General features: G+C 72.2%; 16 protein-coding genes. 2 read left to right on the top strand and 14 right to left on the bottom strand.

Going from position 1 to position 18,417, the window contains the following annotated elements; translation table 11 throughout:
- Positions 1–4: 4 nt before the first annotated feature.
- The 3 genes from BMZ82_RS22120 to BMZ82_RS22105 all read right to left on the bottom strand — a co-directional run bounded on the left by BMZ82_RS22120 (position 5) and on the right by BMZ82_RS22105 (position 3,514).
- Positions 5–1,150 carry a hypothetical protein gene (locus BMZ82_RS22120; RefSeq protein WP_177244601.1) on the bottom strand — a complete coding sequence of 382 codons (1,146 nt, stop codon included), beginning with the start codon at positions 1,148–1,150 and terminating at the stop codon, positions 5–7.
- 100 nt (positions 1,151–1,250) lie between these two features.
- Positions 1,251–2,546, bottom strand: a complete 1,296-nt coding sequence (locus tag BMZ82_RS22110) for a glucarate dehydratase family protein (protein WP_093778408.1) — start codon at positions 2,544–2,546, stop codon at positions 1,251–1,253.
- Entirely contained in the window at positions 2,543–3,514 is a 972-nt protein-coding gene (locus BMZ82_RS22105) for a 5-dehydro-4-deoxyglucarate dehydratase (RefSeq protein ID WP_093778406.1), read from the bottom strand. Before BMZ82_RS22105 ends, BMZ82_RS22110 begins: the two co-directional genes overlap by 4 nt.
- Positions 3,515–3,636: 122 nt before the next feature.
- Between BMZ82_RS22105 and BMZ82_RS22100 the strand changes: the two genes are divergently transcribed.
- Positions 3,637–4,434 (top strand): IclR family transcriptional regulator, encoded by a 798-nt coding sequence (locus BMZ82_RS22100; RefSeq protein ID WP_093778404.1) that lies wholly within the window; start codon positions 3,637–3,639, stop codon positions 4,432–4,434.
- Between the two features lie 196 nt (positions 4,435–4,630).
- Entirely contained in the window at positions 4,631–5,911 is a 1,281-nt protein-coding gene (locus BMZ82_RS22095) for an MFS transporter (RefSeq protein ID WP_093778402.1), read from the top strand.
- A gap of 17 nt (positions 5,912–5,928) precedes the next feature.
- On the opposite strand, the gene BMZ82_RS22090 is transcribed toward BMZ82_RS22095, so the two are convergent.
- The 11 genes from BMZ82_RS22090 to hrcA all read right to left on the bottom strand — a co-directional run bounded on the left by BMZ82_RS22090 (position 5,929) and on the right by hrcA (position 18,361).
- Positions 5,929–7,077, bottom strand: a complete 1,149-nt coding sequence (locus tag BMZ82_RS22090; protein WP_093778400.1) for a CU044_5270 family protein — start codon at positions 7,075–7,077, stop codon at positions 5,929–5,931.
- The gene (locus tag BMZ82_RS22085) at positions 7,074–7,697 is read right to left on the bottom strand and encodes an RNA polymerase sigma factor (protein WP_177244600.1); all 624 of its coding nucleotides are present in this window, start codon (positions 7,695–7,697) and stop codon (positions 7,074–7,076) included. The genes BMZ82_RS22090 and BMZ82_RS22085 overlap by 4 nt, the downstream gene beginning before the upstream one ends.
- A gap of 69 nt (positions 7,698–7,766) precedes the next feature.
- Positions 7,767–8,789, bottom strand: coding sequence for an adenosine deaminase (locus BMZ82_RS22080; protein WP_093778396.1), 1,023 nt, complete (start codon positions 8,787–8,789; stop codon positions 7,767–7,769).
- A 20-nt stretch (positions 8,790–8,809) separates the two neighbouring features.
- Positions 8,810–9,715, bottom strand: a complete 906-nt coding sequence (locus tag BMZ82_RS22075; protein ID WP_093778394.1) for a ribonuclease Z — start codon at positions 9,713–9,715, stop codon at positions 8,810–8,812.
- A 15-nt stretch (positions 9,716–9,730) separates the two neighbouring features.
- Positions 9,731–10,084, bottom strand: a complete 354-nt coding sequence (locus BMZ82_RS22070; protein WP_093778392.1) for a histidine triad nucleotide-binding protein — start codon at positions 10,082–10,084, stop codon at positions 9,731–9,733.
- Between the two features lie 321 nt (positions 10,085–10,405).
- Positions 10,406–13,645 carry a S41 family peptidase gene (locus tag BMZ82_RS22065; protein WP_093778390.1) on the bottom strand — a complete coding sequence of 1,080 codons (3,240 nt, stop codon included), beginning with the start codon at positions 13,643–13,645 and terminating at the stop codon, positions 10,406–10,408.
- 116 nt (positions 13,646–13,761) lie between these two features.
- A complete protein-coding gene (locus tag BMZ82_RS22060; protein WP_093778388.1) occupies positions 13,762–14,154 on the bottom strand; it encodes a VOC family protein in 393 nt (130 codons plus the stop codon).
- A 14-nt stretch (positions 14,155–14,168) separates the two neighbouring features.
- Entirely contained in the window at positions 14,169–14,915 is a 747-nt protein-coding gene (locus BMZ82_RS22055) for a 16S rRNA (uracil(1498)-N(3))-methyltransferase (RefSeq protein WP_093778386.1), read from the bottom strand.
- Positions 14,912–16,015, bottom strand: a complete 1,104-nt coding sequence (locus BMZ82_RS22050; protein WP_093778384.1) for a nitronate monooxygenase — start codon at positions 16,013–16,015, stop codon at positions 14,912–14,914. The genes BMZ82_RS22055 and BMZ82_RS22050 overlap by 4 nt, the downstream gene beginning before the upstream one ends.
- A 192-nt stretch (positions 16,016–16,207) precedes the next feature.
- Positions 16,208–17,344 carry a molecular chaperone DnaJ gene (gene dnaJ / locus BMZ82_RS22045; protein WP_093778381.1) on the bottom strand — a complete coding sequence of 379 codons (1,137 nt, stop codon included), beginning with the start codon at positions 17,342–17,344 and terminating at the stop codon, positions 16,208–16,210.
- Positions 17,345–18,361, bottom strand: coding sequence for a heat-inducible transcriptional repressor HrcA (hrcA, locus tag BMZ82_RS22040; protein ID WP_093778379.1), 1,017 nt, complete (start codon positions 18,359–18,361; stop codon positions 17,345–17,347). It abuts the gene before it with no gap.
- Positions 18,362–18,417: the final 56 nt, after the last annotated feature.

The following is an 18,417-nucleotide window of genomic DNA, read 5'->3' as shown; positions in this document are numbered from 1 at the left end:
GGGTTCACAGGCCGAGGACGCGTCGGGCGCGTCCGGGGAGTCGCGCGAGGTGGGTGTCGAACGCGGCCCGGTGCGCGGCGCACACGCGGACGCCCGCGCAGCGGCCGGTCGGGGGCGGGTATCGGTCGGGATATCGGCAGTCGGGGCAGGTCGGTCCGGCGTTCTCCAGGATTTCGGCGAATCCGGGGAACAGGACGCGGTCCCGGGCGGCGAGAATATCCTCGTAGTGGTTGTTCTCCTGCGGGGTGGGGCCGAAGCGGTACCAGAGTTTGACGTTGTCGCGGGCCTGGTCGACGATCTCGGCGGTTTCGGGAATTCCGATGGTGAGGCCGTCCTCGACGAAACGGTAGCGGCGCATCGTCATATGGATGGGGCCCGCGATGTTACGGAGGAAATTGACGACAGGAATTCTCTCCGGTACGTCGGCCCAGTGGGCGTCGATGTTCCAGAGCGTGTCGCGATACGTGCGGTAGGTGTGGTGGCGCAGATCGGCGTCGGCATAGGCGAAGGTATTGCAGATCTCGCCTTCGGCGCGGTGTTTGTGGTAGGCGATCGCGTCGTACATCGCGTCGCAGATCTCGGTGAGGATCTGGTTCTGTTCCTCGGTCGGCCAGGCGTCCTCGATGTCGTTGCAGGCGAGGGCGGCGGCGATGAAGAGGCGTGCCTGCGCGTCGCAGTCGCGGATCCGGAACCACTGGGCGGGGCTGTGGGCGAGCGCCGCCGTGTAGCGCCCGAGGAGTTCGGCGTTGCCCTGCGGGGCGGACTTCTCGGCGGTGATCAGAATCGAGGAGTAGTACTCGCGGGCCATGTCGTCATGGACGGCGGTGCCGGCGAAGAGGGTGGCCAGCAGTTCACCGGTGTCGTATCCGGCGATGACCGGGGAGTTCAGGGGAGAGACGTGTTCTCCCCTGAACTCCGCCACGGTGGATACGGCCGTGAGGCGGGCGAGCGCGAGATACCGGGCGCGGTTCGTGTAGGCGGGAATGATCGTGCGCAGATATTCCCAGGCACAGGCGAGCGCTTCGTCGGCCTGCCGGGCGGTGAGGCCTTCGGGGGCGAAGGTCCCCCTGAGATCGGGCGGGAAATACCAGGCCTCTTCGGCGGCGGCGGGCGCGAATACCGCCGGCCCCACCTCGGTTCTTCCATGCACGGCGCCACAGTAACTCGCGGGATTAGGCGTGGCGGAAACGGAGGACTACGCATAATCCGCCGTTACGCCTATCCATCGCTAAGCCTGTTCACCGTTACGTCTACCAGCGGGGCACCGGCGGTGTCACCCAGTCGGGCTCGGCGACCCGCATCGCCGCCGCGTCGTCGCGCTCGCGCAGGGCGCCGTCGTCGTCCAGCCAGCGCCGGTGGAGGAACGCGAGCTTGTCGCGGTCGAGTTCGACGCCGAGCCCGGGCGCGTCGGAGACGGCGAGCTTGCCGTCGGTGAAGGTGAGGCGCTCGGTGAGGACGTCCTCCGACTGCCACGGATAGTGGGAGTCGCAGGCGTGGTGCAGGTTGGGGACGGTCGAGGCGACGTGGGTCATCGCGGTCAGGCTGATGCCCAGGTGGGTGTTGGAGTGCATGGAGACGCCGACGCCGAACGTGCGGCAGATCGCGGCGAGTTGCTGCGTGTTGCGCAGTCCGCCCCAGTAGTGGTGGTCGGACAGGACGACCTGCACGGCGTCCTTCGTGAACGCCTCCTTGATCTCGGCGAACGTCGTCACGCACATGTTGGTGGCGAGCGGCACGTCGGTCTTCGCGGCGACCTCGGCCATGGCCGGGGTGCCGAGGGCCGGGTCCTCCAGGTATTCGAGGATGCCCCCGATCTCCTCGGCCACCTTCAGTGAAGTCGCCACGGACCAGGCGCCGTTGGGGTCCAGGCGCAGGGGGTGGCCGGGGAACGCCTCGGCCAGCGCGCGGACGGCGGCGATCTCCTCGTCCGGCGGGAAGACCCCGCCCTTGAGCTTGAAGGAGGTGAAGCCGTAGCGCTCCTTGAAGCGGCGGGCCTGCTCGACGACTCCGGCCGGGTCGACGGCGGCGCCCCAGTCGTCCTTCTCCGCCGCGACGCCCTCGGGGTGGTCGGCCCACTTGTAGAACAGGTAGGCGCTGTACTCGACGGCGTCGCGCACCTTGCCGCCGAGCAGCGCGTGCACGGGCAGGCCGAGCGCCTTGCCGAGGGCGTCGAGGCAGGCGACCTCGAAGGCGGAGACGACGGACAGCCGCAGCTTGTCGGCGGTCTGGACACCGCGCAGCCCGCCGACGTCGACCTGTCCGGAGATCCGGGAGCTGTCGACGGACACCTCGTCGGCGATCGTGAACAGGCCGTTCAGGTCGCTGACCTGACGGCCGGTCAGCTTCTCGGCGAACGGGCGGGCCAGTTCCAGGTACTTGGTGTCGCCGTACGTCTCGCCGACGCCCGTCGTCCCGTCGGCCGTGACGACCTCGACGATCAGCCGGGGGGTGTAAGGCTGGTGCACGCCCTGGGTGTTGAGCAGCGGCGGGTCGGCGACCAGGATCGGGGTGAGGCGGACGTCGGTGATCGTGAGGTCGGGGCTCACAGGGCGGCTCCTACGAGGTCGAGGCCAGCGGTGAGGACGGTCGTGAGGTCGGCGAGGTCGGCGGGCGAGGGGTCGGTGAGCGGGGCGCGGACCGGGCCGACGGGGCGTCCGCGCAGCCGGGCGGCGGCCTTCACCAGGGACACGGCGTATCCGGGCACGCGGTCGCGGAGTTCGACGAGCGGGACGTAGAAGTCGCGCAGCAGCCGCTCCACCGCCTTGTCGTCGCCGCCCTGCAGCGCGGCGAAGAAGGCGCCCGCGATCTCGGGGGCGAAGGCGTGGACGGCGGAGGAGTAGGCGGGGACGCCGACGGTGGCGTAGGCGCGGGCCTGGATCTCGGCGGTGGAGGCTCCGTTGAAGAAGAGGAAGCCCTCCGGGGCGGCGAGGGTGAGGCGCTGGAGGCGGTCGAGGTCGCTGTGGCCGTCCTTGACGCCGATGACGGTCGGGAGGGCGGCGATGCGCTTCAACGAGGCCGCGGTGAAGGTGACCTGGCCGCGCTGGTAGGCGATGAGGGGCAGCGGGGTGCGGGCGGCGATCTGCTCCACCTGGGCGACGAGGCCGTCCTGCGGGGCGGCGACGAGGTAGTGCGGGAGGACGAGGAGGGCGTCGGCGCCTGCCTCCTCGGCGATGCGCGCGAACCGGACGGCCTGCGCCCAGCCATAGCCGACGCCCGCGACGACGGGCACGCGGCCGGCCGCCTCCTCGACGGTGATCGCGACGACCTGGCGGTACTCGTCCTCGTCGAGGGAGAAGAACTCGCCGGTGCCGCAGGCGGGGAACACGGCGCCGGGGGCGGTCGCGATCTGGGCCGCGACGTGCGTGCGGAAGCCGTCGGGGTCGAGGGAGCCGTCTTCGTGGAAACTGGTGAGCGGGAAGGACAGCACCCCCCGCGCCATGCCGTCCCGCAGTCGCCGGGCAGTCTCCCGAACCGTGTCCCGAGCCGTCTCCTTGTCGAGGCCCACCTCGCTCATCTCCCTATGTAGACGTTATCCATGTATGAAGATGGAGATTAGATACGCGAACGCCGACCGTCAATGGACACGCACACACCCGTACGAACACACCCACACGAACACACCCGTACGATCGGCACATGTCGGAGACAGGCGGCGGCGTCCGTGAGGTGAAGTCCGCCGGGCGCACGGTCGAGCTGCTGGAACTGCTCGCGGCGCGCGGCGACCGGCCGGCGCGGCTTCAGGAGCTGGCGGACGAGCTGAGCGTGCCGCGCAGCTCGATGTACGCGCTGCTGCAGACCCTGATCGGCCGGGGCTGGGTCCGCACGGACGTCACCGGCTCGCTCTACGGCATCGGCATCCACGCCCTGCTGGCCGGCACCAGCTATCTCGACTCCGACCCACGCGTCAGGCTGGTGCGGCCCTACCTCGACGAGGCGTCGGAGGCGCTGGGCGAGACGATCCACCTGGGGCGGCTGGACGGCCGGAGCGTCGCGTATCTGGCGACGCGCGAGTCGCACGAATACCCGCGCACCCTCAGCCGGGTCGGACGGCGACTGCCCGCGCACGCCGGCGCACTCGGCAAGGCACTGCTCGCCGAGCGCCCGGACGAGGACCTGCCCGAGGGCCCGTACGAGGCACTCACCCCGCACTCCCACACCGCCCGCGAGCCACTGCGCGCCGACCTCGCCGAGGTACGGGCGCGCGGCTACTCCGTCGACCGCGAGGAGGGCGTCCCCGGCATCATCGGCTTCGGCTTCGCCCTGCGCTACGACGATCCCGCCCAGGACGCGATCAGTTGCTCGGTACCGGTGGCCCGGCTGACGCCGGAGCACGAGGGGCGGATCGTCGCGGTGATGCGGGAAATCAGGACGAAGATCGAGACGAGGGCAACGGGGGCCGCCCCGGGTGGCGGCGGGGCCGTCGACTGGCGCTAGCGCGCGGGGGCGTTCACTGCTACCCGCACTCCCCCACCCCAAACGCCCCCCACCCCCAAAGTGATCCACATCACCCACCCCGCCCTTCTTCCAGAACCGCGTGCTTGATACAAATTGCCCGCGCGTTCCTGTCCGTCGACGGTCGGCGCCCCAACCCCTTTACCGAGCCGCCCCTTTCGCACGCCCTGGAACGCCCGTGTTCGCCCCGCGCACCACCACGCCCACCGCCACGCCCTGGCCCGTCGTCGCCCTGTTCACGGCCGGCTATCTCGCCCCCTACCTGCTGCCGACCGTCGTCGGCCGACTGGACTCCGGGCTGCCGCTGTCCGCCACCGAGGCGGGTGCCGTCGGCAGCGCCCTGCTGCTGGGTTCGGCCGCCGCCGGGTTTCTGCTCGCCTCCCGCGTGGACCGGATCGGGGCGCGCACCCTCGCCCGGATCGGACTGACCCTCGCCGTCCTCGGCTACGGCGGTGCCGCCCTCGCGGGCGCGGTCTGGGCCGTCGTCGCGGGCGCGGTCCTCGGCGGCCTCGGCTCCGGTACGGTCACGGCGGTCGCCGCCACCCGGATCGCCGCCCAGCCCGACCCGCACCGCGCCTCCACGCTGGGCCTGCTCGGGGTCTCCGCGCTCGCGGGCGTCGGCTATCTGACGGTGCCGCACCTGGGCGCGGGGCACGGGCAGCCGCTCGCCGCGATCGCGCTCACCGCGCTGGCCGTGTGGCCGCTGACCGGACGACTGCCCGGCCGGACGACACCGCCCACCCGCACCCGCACCAGCCCCGAGGACCGCGCCTCCCTCCCCCTCCCCAACCTCCGCTCCGGTCTCGTCCTGGCCGCCGCCATGCCCTGCTGGTCGCTGGTCCAGAACTCCCTGTGGGGCGTCAGCGGCCGGATCGGCCTGACGCAGGCCCACCTCACCGAGACCGCCGTCGGCGTCGTCTTCGCGGTGGGACTCGGCGCCGGACTCATGGGCGTGCTGGGCGCGGGCGCGCTCGGGGCGCGGCTGGGGCGGGCGGTGCCGATCGGGGCCGGGACCGTCCTGATCGCCGGGTGCGTCGTCGCGAGCGCGTCGGCGACCGGACCGGTGAGCTTCGCGGCCGGTGAGATCGCCTGGAACGTCCTCTACCCGATCGTCCTGTCGTACCTGATCGGCCTCGCCGCCTCGCTCGACCCGCGCGGTCGCTGGGCGGTACTCGTCGGGTCGGCGTCGTCGCTGGGGACGGCGGCGGGGCCGCTCACCGGGAGCGTGCTGTCGGCGTGGGCCGGGTTCCCGGCGATGGGGCTGCTGCTGGGCGCGGGACTGCTCGTCGTCGCCGTACCGATGACCGTCGTAGCCCTGCGCGCGAGCGGACGTCCGACGCTCCCGATCGAGCAGCAGGTGGTGAAGATCGCGGTGGAGCCCATGGCCGTACCCGACCGGGGCGCGTACGACACGGCCGGACCCCGGCGGGCGGGCGCCTCACCGGGGTCCTCCGACTAGCCCGTCGGTTTCGGGCGTCAGCCGTTTCGTGCGGGGGTCTGCTTCATGCCGTCGACGATCGCGCGCCGGGTGACGGCGGTGGTGAAGCGGACCGTGCCGGGCTTCATCACGACCCCGGCCTCGGAGACCGCCTTCACCTGCACGGTGCGCTCGCCGAGGAACGCGTGGGTCTTCCTGTCGAAGATCCATTCCTCGCGGGCGCCACTGGTCTCGTCCAGTCGGGCCACCGCGACGCCCGACCGGCCGATCGCGTCCTTGGCGTCGTTCACCACGACCACTCCGGGGATCTTCGCGGCGGCCTTGAACAGGGCCGCGTAGAGCTCCGCAGGCGGGTAGCTCTCGACGAGCATGCCGCCGATGGTCTCGAAGGCCTGCTGGTCGGGGGTGTTGCCCTGTCCCCGGGTCTCCTTGTAGATCAGCTTCAGGAGTTGGTCGGGGTCGGTGGTCAGCCCGGCCAGGAAGTCGTACGACGGGTGGCCCACGTCGGCCTTCGGGGTGTCGCCCTGCTCGTCGGGCAGGCTGAGCGTCTCGCCCTCGGAACTGTCGTTGACGGAGGGGTCGATCAGCCAGCCCTCGGTGCCGTCGGCGGACTGCCAGATCTGGCGCCGGTGCGGTGCGGAGCCGGCGAGGCTGCTCTTGCCGTCGACCGTCTTCACGAACGTCTTGGCGTCCTCGGACTCGATGTAGACGAACTGCCCCGGCTTGAGCGTGGGGTGGGTCGCCGTGGCCGCCGCCGCCAGCGAGACCTGGTCGAGCAGGTGCGACACACCCTTGGTGGTGGCGGCCCCGACCGGCGTCGTCAGGGCGGGTCCGGTGGCGACACCGCCGGAACGCGCGCCGCCGCCACCGTTGTTGAGCACCGTCCCGACGACGACCGCGCTGGTCAGTGTCAGCGCCATCACCGGCAGCGCGAAGGCGGGGCGCGGCAGCCGGAACCGGCGAGCCTTCGCCCGGACCGGGCGACCGACCACAGCACCCTCACCTTGCTGAACGTCGCTCTGTATGCCCTGCTGACTGTCCTGCTGGATGTCCTGCTGGATGCGAGCCATCAGACGCTCCTTGTGGAACTGGCGGCGGCCCGCCGGGAGTTCGCGCACAGCTTGGGGCAGGAGAGGGGCGCTCTCCTCCCACTCAGCCGGACTCTGCCGGGACTGAGACGCTTTCATCGGTTTCCCTCCGATACGGGCCGGATCGCGTTGATGTTGTCTCCTCTTATCTGGCGCTCCAGCCGACCGAGTTCCCGATCCGTGCCGCCGAGTTCGGCCTCGGTGAGTCTGCGGAGCTTGGCGCGGGCGCGGGAGAGCCGGGAGCGGACCGTTCCGACGGCGATGCCGAGCGCTTCGGCGGCGGCCGTGTACTCCAGCCCCTCCCACAGGCACAGCGCCAGGACCTCGCGTTCGGGTCGGCGCAGGGCGGCGAGTGCGCGCAGGGCGGCGGCGATACGCCGTCGGTCGTCGAGCCGGCCCGCCACCTCGTCGGCGTGGTCGGGCAGGGCCGTCTCGGCCTCGGCGGCGGCGTTCGCGGCGGCCCGGTAACGCCGGTTGCTGCGGTGGTGGCCCCGGGCGACGTTGGTCGCCACGCCCAGCAGCCACGGCCGCAGGGAACCGCCCTCCGCCTCGACCCGCTCACGCAGCCGCCATGCCTCCATGAAGGTCTCGGCCATCACGTCCTCGGCCGCCGACCAGTCGGCGGTGAGGCGGAAGGCATGGTTGTAGACCGCGCGGGAGTAGCTGTCGTACAACTCGCCGAACGCGCCCGGATCCCCGGCCCGTACCCGGGTACGCATATGAGTGCTCACCCCTACTAGCTGACGGCCCACCGCCCCGAGTTCCCGTGACTCACGTCACTGTCCACGTCACACGGCGGGGTGGGGGAACTCGTACGCGTCCACCTCGGCGAGGTACCGGGCGCGGCGCTCCTCGTCGTCCTCCAGGAAGGAGGCGAGGAAGGAGTTGCGGGCCAGGGTGCGGAGTTGCTCGGGGGCGAGGCCCAACTCCTGGTGTACGGCGGTGAAGTTGTCGTCGGCGTAGCCGCCGAAGTAGGCGGGGTCGTCGGAGTTGACCGTGCAGACGAGGCCCGCGTCGAGCATGGCGGGGAGCGGGTGGTCGGCGAGGGTGTCGACGGTGCGCAGCCGTACGTTGGACAGCGGGCACAGCGTCAGCGGGATCCGGTCGCGCACCAGCCGCTCGACGAGGGCCGGGTCCTCCATGCAGCGCAGCCCGTGGTCGACGCGCTCCACGCCGAGGACGTCGAGGGCCTCGGTGATGTACTGCGGCGGCCCCTCCTCACCGGCGTGCGCGACGCGCCGCAGCCCCAGCGCGGCGGCGGCCTCGTACACCTCGCGGAACTTCACCGGCGGATGCCCGACCTCGGCGGAGTCCAGCCCGATGCCGGTGATCCGGTCGAGGTAGGGGCCCGCCGCCGCCAGCGTGCGCAGGGCCGACTCGGCGGACTCGTCGCGCAGGAAGCAGAGGATCAGGCGGGTGGAGACGCCGTGCCGGGCCTCGCTGCGGCCCAGCGCGCGCCACAGCCCCTCCACGACCGTGCCCATGTCCACCCCCCGGGCGAGGTGGGCCTGCGGGTCGAAGAAGATCTCCGCGTGCCGCACGCCCTGCGCGGCGGCCCGCGCGAGGTAGGCGTCGGCGAGATCCTCGAAGTCCCGCTCGGTGCGGAGCACGGCCATCAGCTCGTAGTAGAGGTTCAGGAAGGACTGGAGATCCGCGAACTCGTACGCCTTGCGCAGCTCTTCGGTGTCGGCGTACGGCAGGGCCACCCCGTTGCGGGCGGCCAGCTCGAACGCCAGCTCCGGTTCCAGGGTGCCTTCGATGTGCAGGTGCAGTTCGGCTTTGGGGAGGGGAAGGGCAGGGTGAAGAGGCATCAGAGCATCGTACGGCCGCTTTAGCGGCGTTTCGGGACCGGCACCCGCAGGAGGTCGTGCGCCACGGTCAGTTCGCCCTCGAACCCGGCGGCCCGCGCCTGCCGCTCGAACTCCTCCGGCTGCGAGTAGCGCTGGCTGAAGTGCGTGAGGACGAGGTGGCGTACGCCTGCGTCCCGGGCGACGCGCGCCGCCTGACCGGCCGTCAGATGGCCGTGGTCGACGGCGAGTCGCTCGTCCTCGTCGAGGAACGTCGACTCGATGACGAGCAGGTCGGCTCCGTCGGCGAGCGCGTGCACGCCGTCGCACAGCCGGGTGTCCATGACGAACGCGAACCGCTGACCGCGCCGGACCTCGCTGACGTCGTCGAGCCGGACGTCCCCGACCGCACCCTCCCGTTGGATCCGGCCGACGTCCGGCCCCTTCACGCCGTGCGCGGCGAGGCGGTCGGGCAGCATGCGGCGGCCGTCGGGTTCGACGATCCGGTAGCCGTAGGACTCGACGGGGTGGGAGAGCCTGCGGGCTTCGAGGGTGTAGGAGGCGGCGGTGGCGAGCGGGCCGTCCCGGTCCACCGGGACCTCGGTGACGCCGACGGTCTCCCGGTAGGCGGTGGAGTAGCGCAGCCGGTCGAAGAAGCGCTGCCCGGAGCGCGGGAAGTGCGCGGTCACCGGGTGCGGGACCTGGTCCAGGTTGATGCGCTGGATGACCCCGGCGAGGCCGAGGGAGTGGTCGCCGTGGAAGTGCGTGACGCAGATCCGGTTCAGGTCGTGCGCGGCGACGCCGGCCCGCAGCATCTGGCGCTGGGTGCCCTCGCCCGGGTCGAAGAGGATGCCCTCGCCGTCCCAGCGCAGGAGGTAGCCGTTGTGGTTGCGGTGCCGGGTGGGGACCTGGCTGGCGGTGCCGAGGACCACCAATTCACGTACAGACATGGCGATTTGTCCCGGTTATCCGGGGGGCCAGTGCAGGCCTCGGCCGCCGAGGATGTGCGCGTGGGCGTGGAACACGGTCTGGCCGGCGCCGGCGCCGGTGTTGAAGATGATGCGGTAGCTGTCCAGCTTCTCGTCGTCGGCGACGGACTTGGCCTCGCGCAGGACGTCCGCGGCGATCGTGGGTTCCGCGGTGGCGAGGTCGGCGGCGTTCGCGTAGTGGACGCGGGGGATGACGAGCACGTGCGTGGGGGCTTGGGGGTTGATGTCCCGGAACGCGACGGTCGTCGCCGTCTCCCGCACGATCGTCGCCGGGATGTGCCCCCCGACGATCTTGCAGAACAGACAGTCGTCCTGCGGTTCCCCTGCCATGGGGTCTCCTTCTTGCCGGTGGTCTCTTGCCGGTGATCTCTTGCGGGCATCGTATCGATGGGTGGTGGGGTGCGGGTGGAGGGGTTTCCCGCCCCCGCCGCCCCTACCCGTCCCATCCCCAGGGGCACTGCCCCTTCGACCCCGCCAGGGGGCTCTGCCCACTGGACCCCCGTCGGCCCTTAAGGGGCCTCGTCCTCAAACTCCCCCAGAGGGGGGACCCCCAACAGGCTGAATTGGTCCGGCCCTCGTCCTCAAACGCACCCCCGCCCGACGGGCTGGAGGGCCCGGCCCTCGTCCGCAACACACCCCCCGCCCGACGGGCTAAGAGGGAAGTGGGGGTGCGACCTTCGCCGGGGTTTCCTCCAACGTCGTCAGTGCCAGTCTGATCGCCTCGTCGAGTTGGACGTCTCGGTGGGCGGCGTGGTCCTGGGGGGTGGGGGTTACCTCTACGTCCGGGTCTACGCCGTGGTTTTCCACGCCCCAGCCGTAGCCCTCCAGCCAGATCGCGTACTTGGGCTGGGTGATGAGGGTGCCGTCGACGAGGCGGTAGCGGCTGTCGATGCCGACGGTGCCGCCCCAGGTGCGGGTGCCTACCACCGGGCCGATGCCGAGTGCCTTGATCGCCGCGTTGACGATGTCCCCGTCGGACCCGGAGAACTCGTTGGCGACGGCGACGACGGGCCCCCGGGGCGCGTCCTCCGGGTAGCTGGACGCACGCATGCCGCGCGGTACGTCCCAGCCGACGATGCGCCGGGCGAGCTTCTCGACGACCAACTGGGAGGTATGGCCGCCCCGGTTCTCCCGGACGTCGACGACCAGCCCCTCGCGCGCGACCTCGATCCGCAGGTCCCGGTGGATCTGGGCCCAGCCGGGCGCCTGCATGTCCGGGACGTGCAGGTAGCCGAGCCGGCCGCCGGACGCCTCGTGGACGTAGGCCCGCCGGTCCGCGACCCACGCGTGGTATCGCAGCGGCTCCTCGTCGGCGACGGGGACCACGACCGCGTGCCTCGGCTCGCCCCCGCCGGACGGCGAGACGGTCAGCTCGACGACTTTGCCCGCCGTACCGACGAGCAGCGGTCCGGGGCCGGTGACCGGGTCGACGGGGTGGCCGCCGACGGCGACGATCGCGTCGCCCGCCCGCACCGCGACGCCGGGTGCGGCCAGCGGGGAGCGGGCGTGCGGGTCGGAGGTCTCCGAGGGCAGGACCCGGTCGATGCGCCAACTGCCGTCCGGATGACGGGAGATGTCCGCGCCCAGCAGGCCCTGGCGCAGGGCCCGGCCGCCGTGGCCGCGGGGCATGACGTAGGCGTGCGAGGTGCCGAGTTCGCCGTGCACCTCCCACAGCAGGTCGACGAGGTCGTCGTGGGTCGCGACCCGCTCCAGCACCGGCCGGTAGCGGTCGAGGACGCCGTCCCAGTCGACGCCGCCCAGGTCCGGCCGCCAGAAGTTGTCCCGCATGATGCGGCCGGTCTCGTCGTACATCTGCCGCCACTCGGCGGCCGGGTCGACGCTGCGCCGGATCCGGGCGAGGTCGACGGTGATGTTGCTGTCGCTGTCCTCGTCGCCGGAGGCGCGCCGGTCGCTGGGGACGACCTTGAGCTTGCCGTCCGTCCACAGCAGCAGCCGCTTGCCGTCGCCGCTGACCTCGAAGCCGTCGGCGTCGGAGGCGAGGTGTTCCAGGCGCTGCTGGGCGAGGTCGTAGCGCTCCAGCTCGGTGTCGGGATCGGGGTCGTCCGGGGTGGCGCGGGAAGCGCCGAGGACACCCTGCACCGGGTGGCGCAGCCACAGCACGCCGTCCTTCGCCGCGGCCAGCCCGGAGTAGCGGCCGGCCTCGACGGGGAAGGGCACGATCCGGTCGGCGAGGCCTTCGAGGTCGATGCGGGTGGTCGGGGTGCCCTCGCTGTCGGGCGTCTCCTCCTTCTCGGGGGCCTCGAAGGGCCGGCCGTGGCGCTGCGGGCCGAAGGGGGACGGGGTCGTCGCCGCGAGGGTGACGAGGTGCGGGCGGGCCCCGGCCACGAAGGACAGGTCGAAGACGTGCTGGTCGTAGACCGGGTCGAAGGCGCGCGTGGAGAGGAACGCGAGGTGCTTGCCGTCGAGGGTGAAGGCGGGCGCGTAGTCGTGGAAGCGCAGCGGGGTCGCCTCGGTGACCGACAGGTCGGTGACGTTGGCCAGTTTGATCTGGGCGAGCGGGCGCGGGCCCGGATGCGACCAGGCCAGCCAGCCCGAGTCGGGCGAGAAGACCAGGTCGGACACCTCGCCGTCGGGGCTGCTGTCGACCTCGCGGACCTCGCCGGTCTCCCGCTCGACGAGCAGCAGCCGCCCGTCGTGCGCGGCGACGGCGGCCCGGCTGCCGTCGGGCGCCATGGCCAGCTCCAGCACCCGCCCGAGCCGGCCGGCGGCGAGCCGGCGCGGAGTGCCGCCGGGGGCCGCGCCGGTGGCCGGGGCGAACTCGAGGGCGTCCTCGCCCTCCGCGTCCGTCACCCACACCACCCACTCCTCGCCCTCCGTGCGGAAGGTGCGCGGGAGGCGGGCCCGGACGCCGGGTTCGGCGGCGAGCGCGCGGGCGGGGCCGGCCCGGTGGGTGATCCAGTGGACCGCGCCGCGCACCTCCACGGCGCTGCCGCGCCCGGTGTGGTCGGGGGCGGCCCCGCCCAGCCAGCGGGCGGCGGTCACCTGGTAGGGGCGGCGGTCGGTGCGCTGGCCGCCGAGGCGGACGTCGAGGCGGCGCGGTTCCGCGCCGTCCAGGTCGTCCAGCAGCCACAGCTCGCCCGCCGACATGTACACGATCCGCGTACCGTCACCGGCGGCCTGCCGGGCGTAGAAGCCTCCCCCACTCTCGGCTTCGCTCGAGCGGGAGGTGCCCCCATGGGGCGTGTGGCGTCGCAGGTCGGAGCCGTCGGCGAGGGAGGAGTACAGCGCGCCGGTGCCCTCGTGGTCGGAGAGGAACGCGATCCGGTCCCCCGCCCACACCGGGTACTCGATGTTCCCGTCCAGCTCCTCGTGCAGCCGGACGAACTCCCCCTCGCCCTCCCGGTCGATCCACAGCTTCCCCGCCGTACCGCCCCGGTAGCGCTTCCAGTGGGCGGCCTCGCGGCCCATCGGCGCGGACAGCAGCACGGTGTGCGGCCCGTGGGCGACCGTGCCGACCGGCCCGTACGGCAGGGTCGTCGCCGGTCCGCCGTCGACCGGGACGGCGCGGGCCCAACTGCGGCGCAGGGTCGCCTGGTCGTAGGTGCTGACGGCGAGGACCCGGCCGTCCGGGGTCCAGCCGCGCACCCGGGTCTGCGCGCAGCCCCAGTACGTCAGCCGGGTGGAGGGGCCGCCGTCGACGGGCGCGATGTGCACCTCGGGAGCGCCGTCCCGGGTGGAGGTCCAGGCGACGGTGGTGCCGTCGGGGGAGATACGGGGCAGGGAGACGGGCATGTTGTCGGCGCTGACCCGCCAGGCGCGGCCCCCGTCCAGGGGCGCCAGCCACACGTCGTCCTCGGCGGCGAAGGCCACCAACTCGCCGTGCAGGTGCGGGAATCTGAGGTAAGCGGCAGGCGTCGCGGGCTGAGTCACCCGATCACTGTATTCAGCAACGCCACCGCAGGTCAGGGGTTTCGATCACTTCACCGGGCCCGGAACCGGACCCGGCACCGGAACACCGGGCACGTCCACCGGTGACGGGGGCGCGGTCAGCCGCGTGACAGCAGCCACTCCTGTAGTTCCACCAGGTTGCCCTCCGGGTCCTTGAGGTGAGCGACGCGCATCCGGTCGGTCATCGGGGCGGGGCCGTGGAGCAGGGTCGCGCCGCGGGCGGTGAGCTGCGCGCAGTAGGCGTCCAGGTCGTCGACGCGCAGCACCACCAGCGAGCGGTGGCCCGTCGCCGCGTCGCCCAGCTCGCCGAGGACCGCGGCCATCGTCGCCCGGTCCTGCAAGGCGATGCCCGCCGAGCCGGTGGCGGGGCTGAACTTCTCGTACGGTCCGTTCGTCGCGCCCGACTGCGGCTTGAGGCCGAGGACCTCGGCGTAGAAGCGGTAGCAGGCCGCGAAGTCCGTGACGAGCAGCCGCACTTGGGCGAGTTCCACGGTGTCTCCCTCGGTCAGGACCAGCGGCCGGTGCGGCCGAGAAGCAGGGCGGTCGCGGCCGTGCCGGCGGTCGACGTGCGCAGCACGGTACGGCCGAGACGGTACGCCTTCGCCCCAGCCTCCTCGAACACCGCCAACTCCTCGGGCGAGACGCCGCCTTCGGGGCCGACGACCAGCACGATGTCACCGGAGGCGGGGAGTTGGGCCGTCGCGAGGGGTTCGCTGCCGTAGTCGCGGTCCTCGTGCAGGACGGCGGCGAAGTCGGCCCGGGCCAGAAGTGCCGCCACCTGCTTGGTCGTTGCCGCCTCGGCGACCTCGGGGAAGCGGACCCGGCGGGACTGCTTGCCGGCCTCGCGGGCGGTGGCCCGCCACTTGGCGAGCGCCTTCGCGCCGCGCTCGCCCTTCCACTGGGTGATGCAGCGCGAGGCCGCCCACGGCACGATCGCGTCGACGCCGGTCTCGGTCATCGTCTCGACGGCCAACTCGCCCCGGTCGCCCTTGGGAAGGGCCTGCACGACGGTGATCCGGGGCGACTCGGCGGGCTCCTCGACCACCTCGCCCAGCCGCACGACCAGCCGGTCCTTGCCCTCGGCGGCGACGACCTCGCCGTCCGCCCAGCGCCCGGCGCCGTCGGTGAGGACGACCTCCTCACCGGCCCGCAGCCGCTTCACGGACACGGCGTGCCGCCCTTCGGCACCACCGAGCACGAACTCCCCGCTCCCTACGGGCAGTTCGTCGACGACGAACACCGGCGCGGTCATCGGACGTCACCGTCCCCGAACCGCGGGTACTCCGAAACTTCCGACAACGCTGTCCATGCCTCGGCGAGTTCGGACACCAGGACCTCCACCAGTCGCCCGGCGGGCAGGTCCCGGGCCAGCCGGTGGCCCTGTCCCGCCCACAGCGCCATGCCCTGCACGTCGCCCGCCTTGGCGGCGGCCTTGCGCAGCGGCGCGGTGAGGTGGTGGACCTCCGGGTAGGCGGCGGGCGCGTACGGGCCGTGCTCGTGCAGAAAGCGGTTGACCAGGCCGCGGGCCGGGCGGCCGGAGAAGGCGCGGGTCAACTCGGTGCGTACGAAGAGGGGGTTGGTCAGCGCCTGCTTGTGCACGGCGTGCGCGCCCGACTCGCGGGTGGCGAGGAACGCGGTGCCCAACTGGGCGGCGCTCGCGCCGGCCGCGAGGACCGCGGCGATCTGGCTGCCGCGCATGAGGCCGCCGGCGGCGACGATCGGCAGGTTCACACAGGTGCGGACCTGGGCGATCAGGGCGAGCAGTCCGATGCCGGAGTGGTCGTTCTCCGGGTTGTCGCGGTGGGTGCCCTGGTGGCCGCCGGCCTCCACGCCCTGCACGATCACCGCGTCCGCGCCGGCCCGCTGCACGGCGAGGGCCTCGTCGGCGGTGGTCACCGTGGCCAGGGTGAAGGTGCCCGCGCGCCGCAGCGACTCCAGCACCTCGGGGCTGGGCACGCCGAAGTGGAACGACACCACCGGCACCGGGTTGTCCAGCAGCACGGCGAGCTTGGCGTCGTAGCCGTCGTCGCGGCCGCTCTCCGGGTCGCCGAGTTCCGTCTCGTACCAGGCGGCCTCGCCGGCGAGCTGATGGGCGTAGACCTCGACGGCGCCGGTCTCCGCGTGCTCGGGCTGCGGCATGAAGAGGTTGACGCCGAAGGGGCGACTGGTGAGGCTCCGCAGTTGCTTGATCTCCTGGTACAGCCCGTCGGCCGTCTTGTACCCGGCGGCCAGGAACCCGAGCCCCCCGGCCTCGGCCACGGCGGCGGCGAGCTGCGGGACGGAGACACCGCCCGCCATGGGGGCCTGCACGATCGGGTGCGGGAAGAGATCGGTCAGCGCGGAGGACGACATGACGGCATGTTGTCACGTCCTCAGAACAAGTCCGAATCGCCACCGCCCCCGAACACCGGGTGCTGCCAACCAGCCCGTCCGGCGCTTGAGGACGAGGCCCGTTCAGGGCCGAAGCGGGGGTCTGGGGGCGGCAGCCCCCAGCGAGGCCCGCACCAGCGCCGGGTGCCTCCCGACGCCGGTACGGAAAAGACCTCAGCGCCCGTTAAACGCATCCTTCAGCCGCGAGAAAAGCCCTTGCTGCCCCGGCTGGAACTGCCCCAGGGGCCGTTCCTCACCGCGCAGCTTGGCCAGCTCGCGCAGCAACCGCTCCTGCTCGGGATCGAGCTTGGACGGCGTCTGCACCTCGACGTGGACGATGAGATCGCCGCGCCCGCCGCCCCGCAGATGCGTGACGCCCCGCCCGTGCAGCGGGATCGACTGCCCGGACTGGGTGCCGGGCCGGATGTCGACCTCCTCCAGCCCGTCCAGCGTCTCCAGCGGCACCTTCGTGCCGAGGGAGGCCGCCGTCATCGGGAGGGTGACCGTGCAGTGCAGGTCGTCGCCGCGGCGCTGGAACATCGCGTGCGGCAGCTCGTGGATCTCGACGTACAGGTCGCCGGCGGGGCCGCCGCCGGGGCCGACCTCGCCCTCGCCCGCGAGCTGGATGCGGGTGCCGTTGTCGACACCGGCCGGGATCTTCACCGTCAGCGTGCGCCGGGAGCGCACCCGGCCGTCGCCCGCGCACTCCGGGCACGGGGTCGGGACGACGGTGCCGAAGCCCTGGCACTGCGGGCACGGCCGGGACGTCATGACCTGGCCCAGGAAGGACCGCGTCACCTGCGACACCTCACCGCGACCGCGGCACATGTCACACGTCTGGGCCGTGGTCCCCGGCGCCGCGCCCTCGCCGCTGCACGTGGCGCAGACGATGGCCGTGTCGACCTGGAGGTCCTTGGTGGTGCCGAAGGCCGCCTCCTCGAGGTCGATCTCCAGCCGGATCATCGCGTCCTGGCCGCGCCGGGTCCGCGAGCGCGGGCCGCGCTGGGACGCCGTACCGAAGAAGGCGTCCATGATGTCCGAGAAGTTCCCGAAGCCGCCCGCGCCGAAGCCGCCCGCGCCACCGCCGCCCGACTGGGACAGCGGGTCGCCGCCGAGGTCGTAGACCTGCTTCTTCTGCGGATCCGACAACACCTCGTAGGCGGCGTTGATCTCCTTGAACCGCTCCTGGGTCTTCGGATCCGGGTTGACGTCCGGGTGCAGCTCGCGTGCGAGCCGCCGGAAGGCCTTCTTGATCTCTTCCTGCGACGCGTCGCGGCGCACGCCGAGAACGGCGTAGTAGTCCGTGGCCACTCAGGACTCCGCCAGGATCTGTCCGACGTACCGTGCCACCGCTCGTACCGCTCCCATCGTTCCCGGGTAATCCATGCGGGTCGGTCCGACCACGCCCAGTTTGGCGACTGCCTCGCCGCCCGAACCGTAGCCGACCGACACCACGGAAGTGGAGTTGAGTCCCTCGTAGGCGTTCTCGTGACCGATGCGTACGGTCATGCCCGAATCCCCCGCCTCGCCAAGGAGCTTGAGGAGCACGACCTGCTCCTCCAGGGCCTCCAGGACGGGGCGGATCACGAGAGGAAAGTCATGTCCGAAGCGGGTGAGATTGGCGGTTCCGCCGATCATCAGCCGCTCCTCGTTCTCTTCGACGAGCGTCTCCAGCAGGGTGGAGAGCACCGTCGTGACCGTGCCGCGGTCCTCGGCCTCGAAGGCGTCCGGCAGATCCTCCACCAGGCGCGGCACGTCCGTGAACCGGCGGCCCGCGATCTTGCTGTTGAGCCGCGCCCGCAGATCCGCCAGCGACGACTCCCCGAACGGCGCCGCGCAGTCCACCATCCGCTGCTCGACCCGCCCGGTGTCCGTGATCAGCACGAGCATCAGGCGCGCGGGCGCGAGCGAGAGAAGCTCCACGTGCCGCACGGTCGAACGGGTCAGGGACGGGTACTGCACGACGGCGACCTGCCGGGTGAGCTGCGCCAGCAGCCGTACCGTACGGGCCACCACGTCGTCGAGGTCGACCGCGCCGTCGAGGAAGTTCTGGATGGCACGGCGCTCGGGGCCGGTCATCGGCTTGACGCCGGCCAGCTTGTCGACGAACAGCCGGTACCCCTTGTCCGTGGGGATGCGCCCGGCGCTGGTGTGCGGCTGGGCGATGTACCCCTCGTCCTCCAGGGCGGCCATGTCGTTGCGGACCGTCGCCGGGGACACGCCGAGGCTGTGCCGCTCGGTGAGCGCCTTGGAGCCGACGGGCTCCTCGGTGCCGACGTAGTCCTGGACGATGGCGCGCAGCACCTGGAGCCTGCGTTCACTCAGCATCCGCGCACACCTCCAGCTCTCGTCCCCCAGTTCCCTGGGCGCTCTCGCCTGGCACT

Source organism: Streptomyces sp. yr375, assembly GCF_900110755.1.
Classification (GTDB): domain Bacteria; phylum Actinomycetota; class Actinomycetes; order Streptomycetales; family Streptomycetaceae; genus Streptomyces.
Note: the sequence above shows the minus strand (reverse complement) of the source record. Positions and strands in the feature narration are given on the sequence as shown.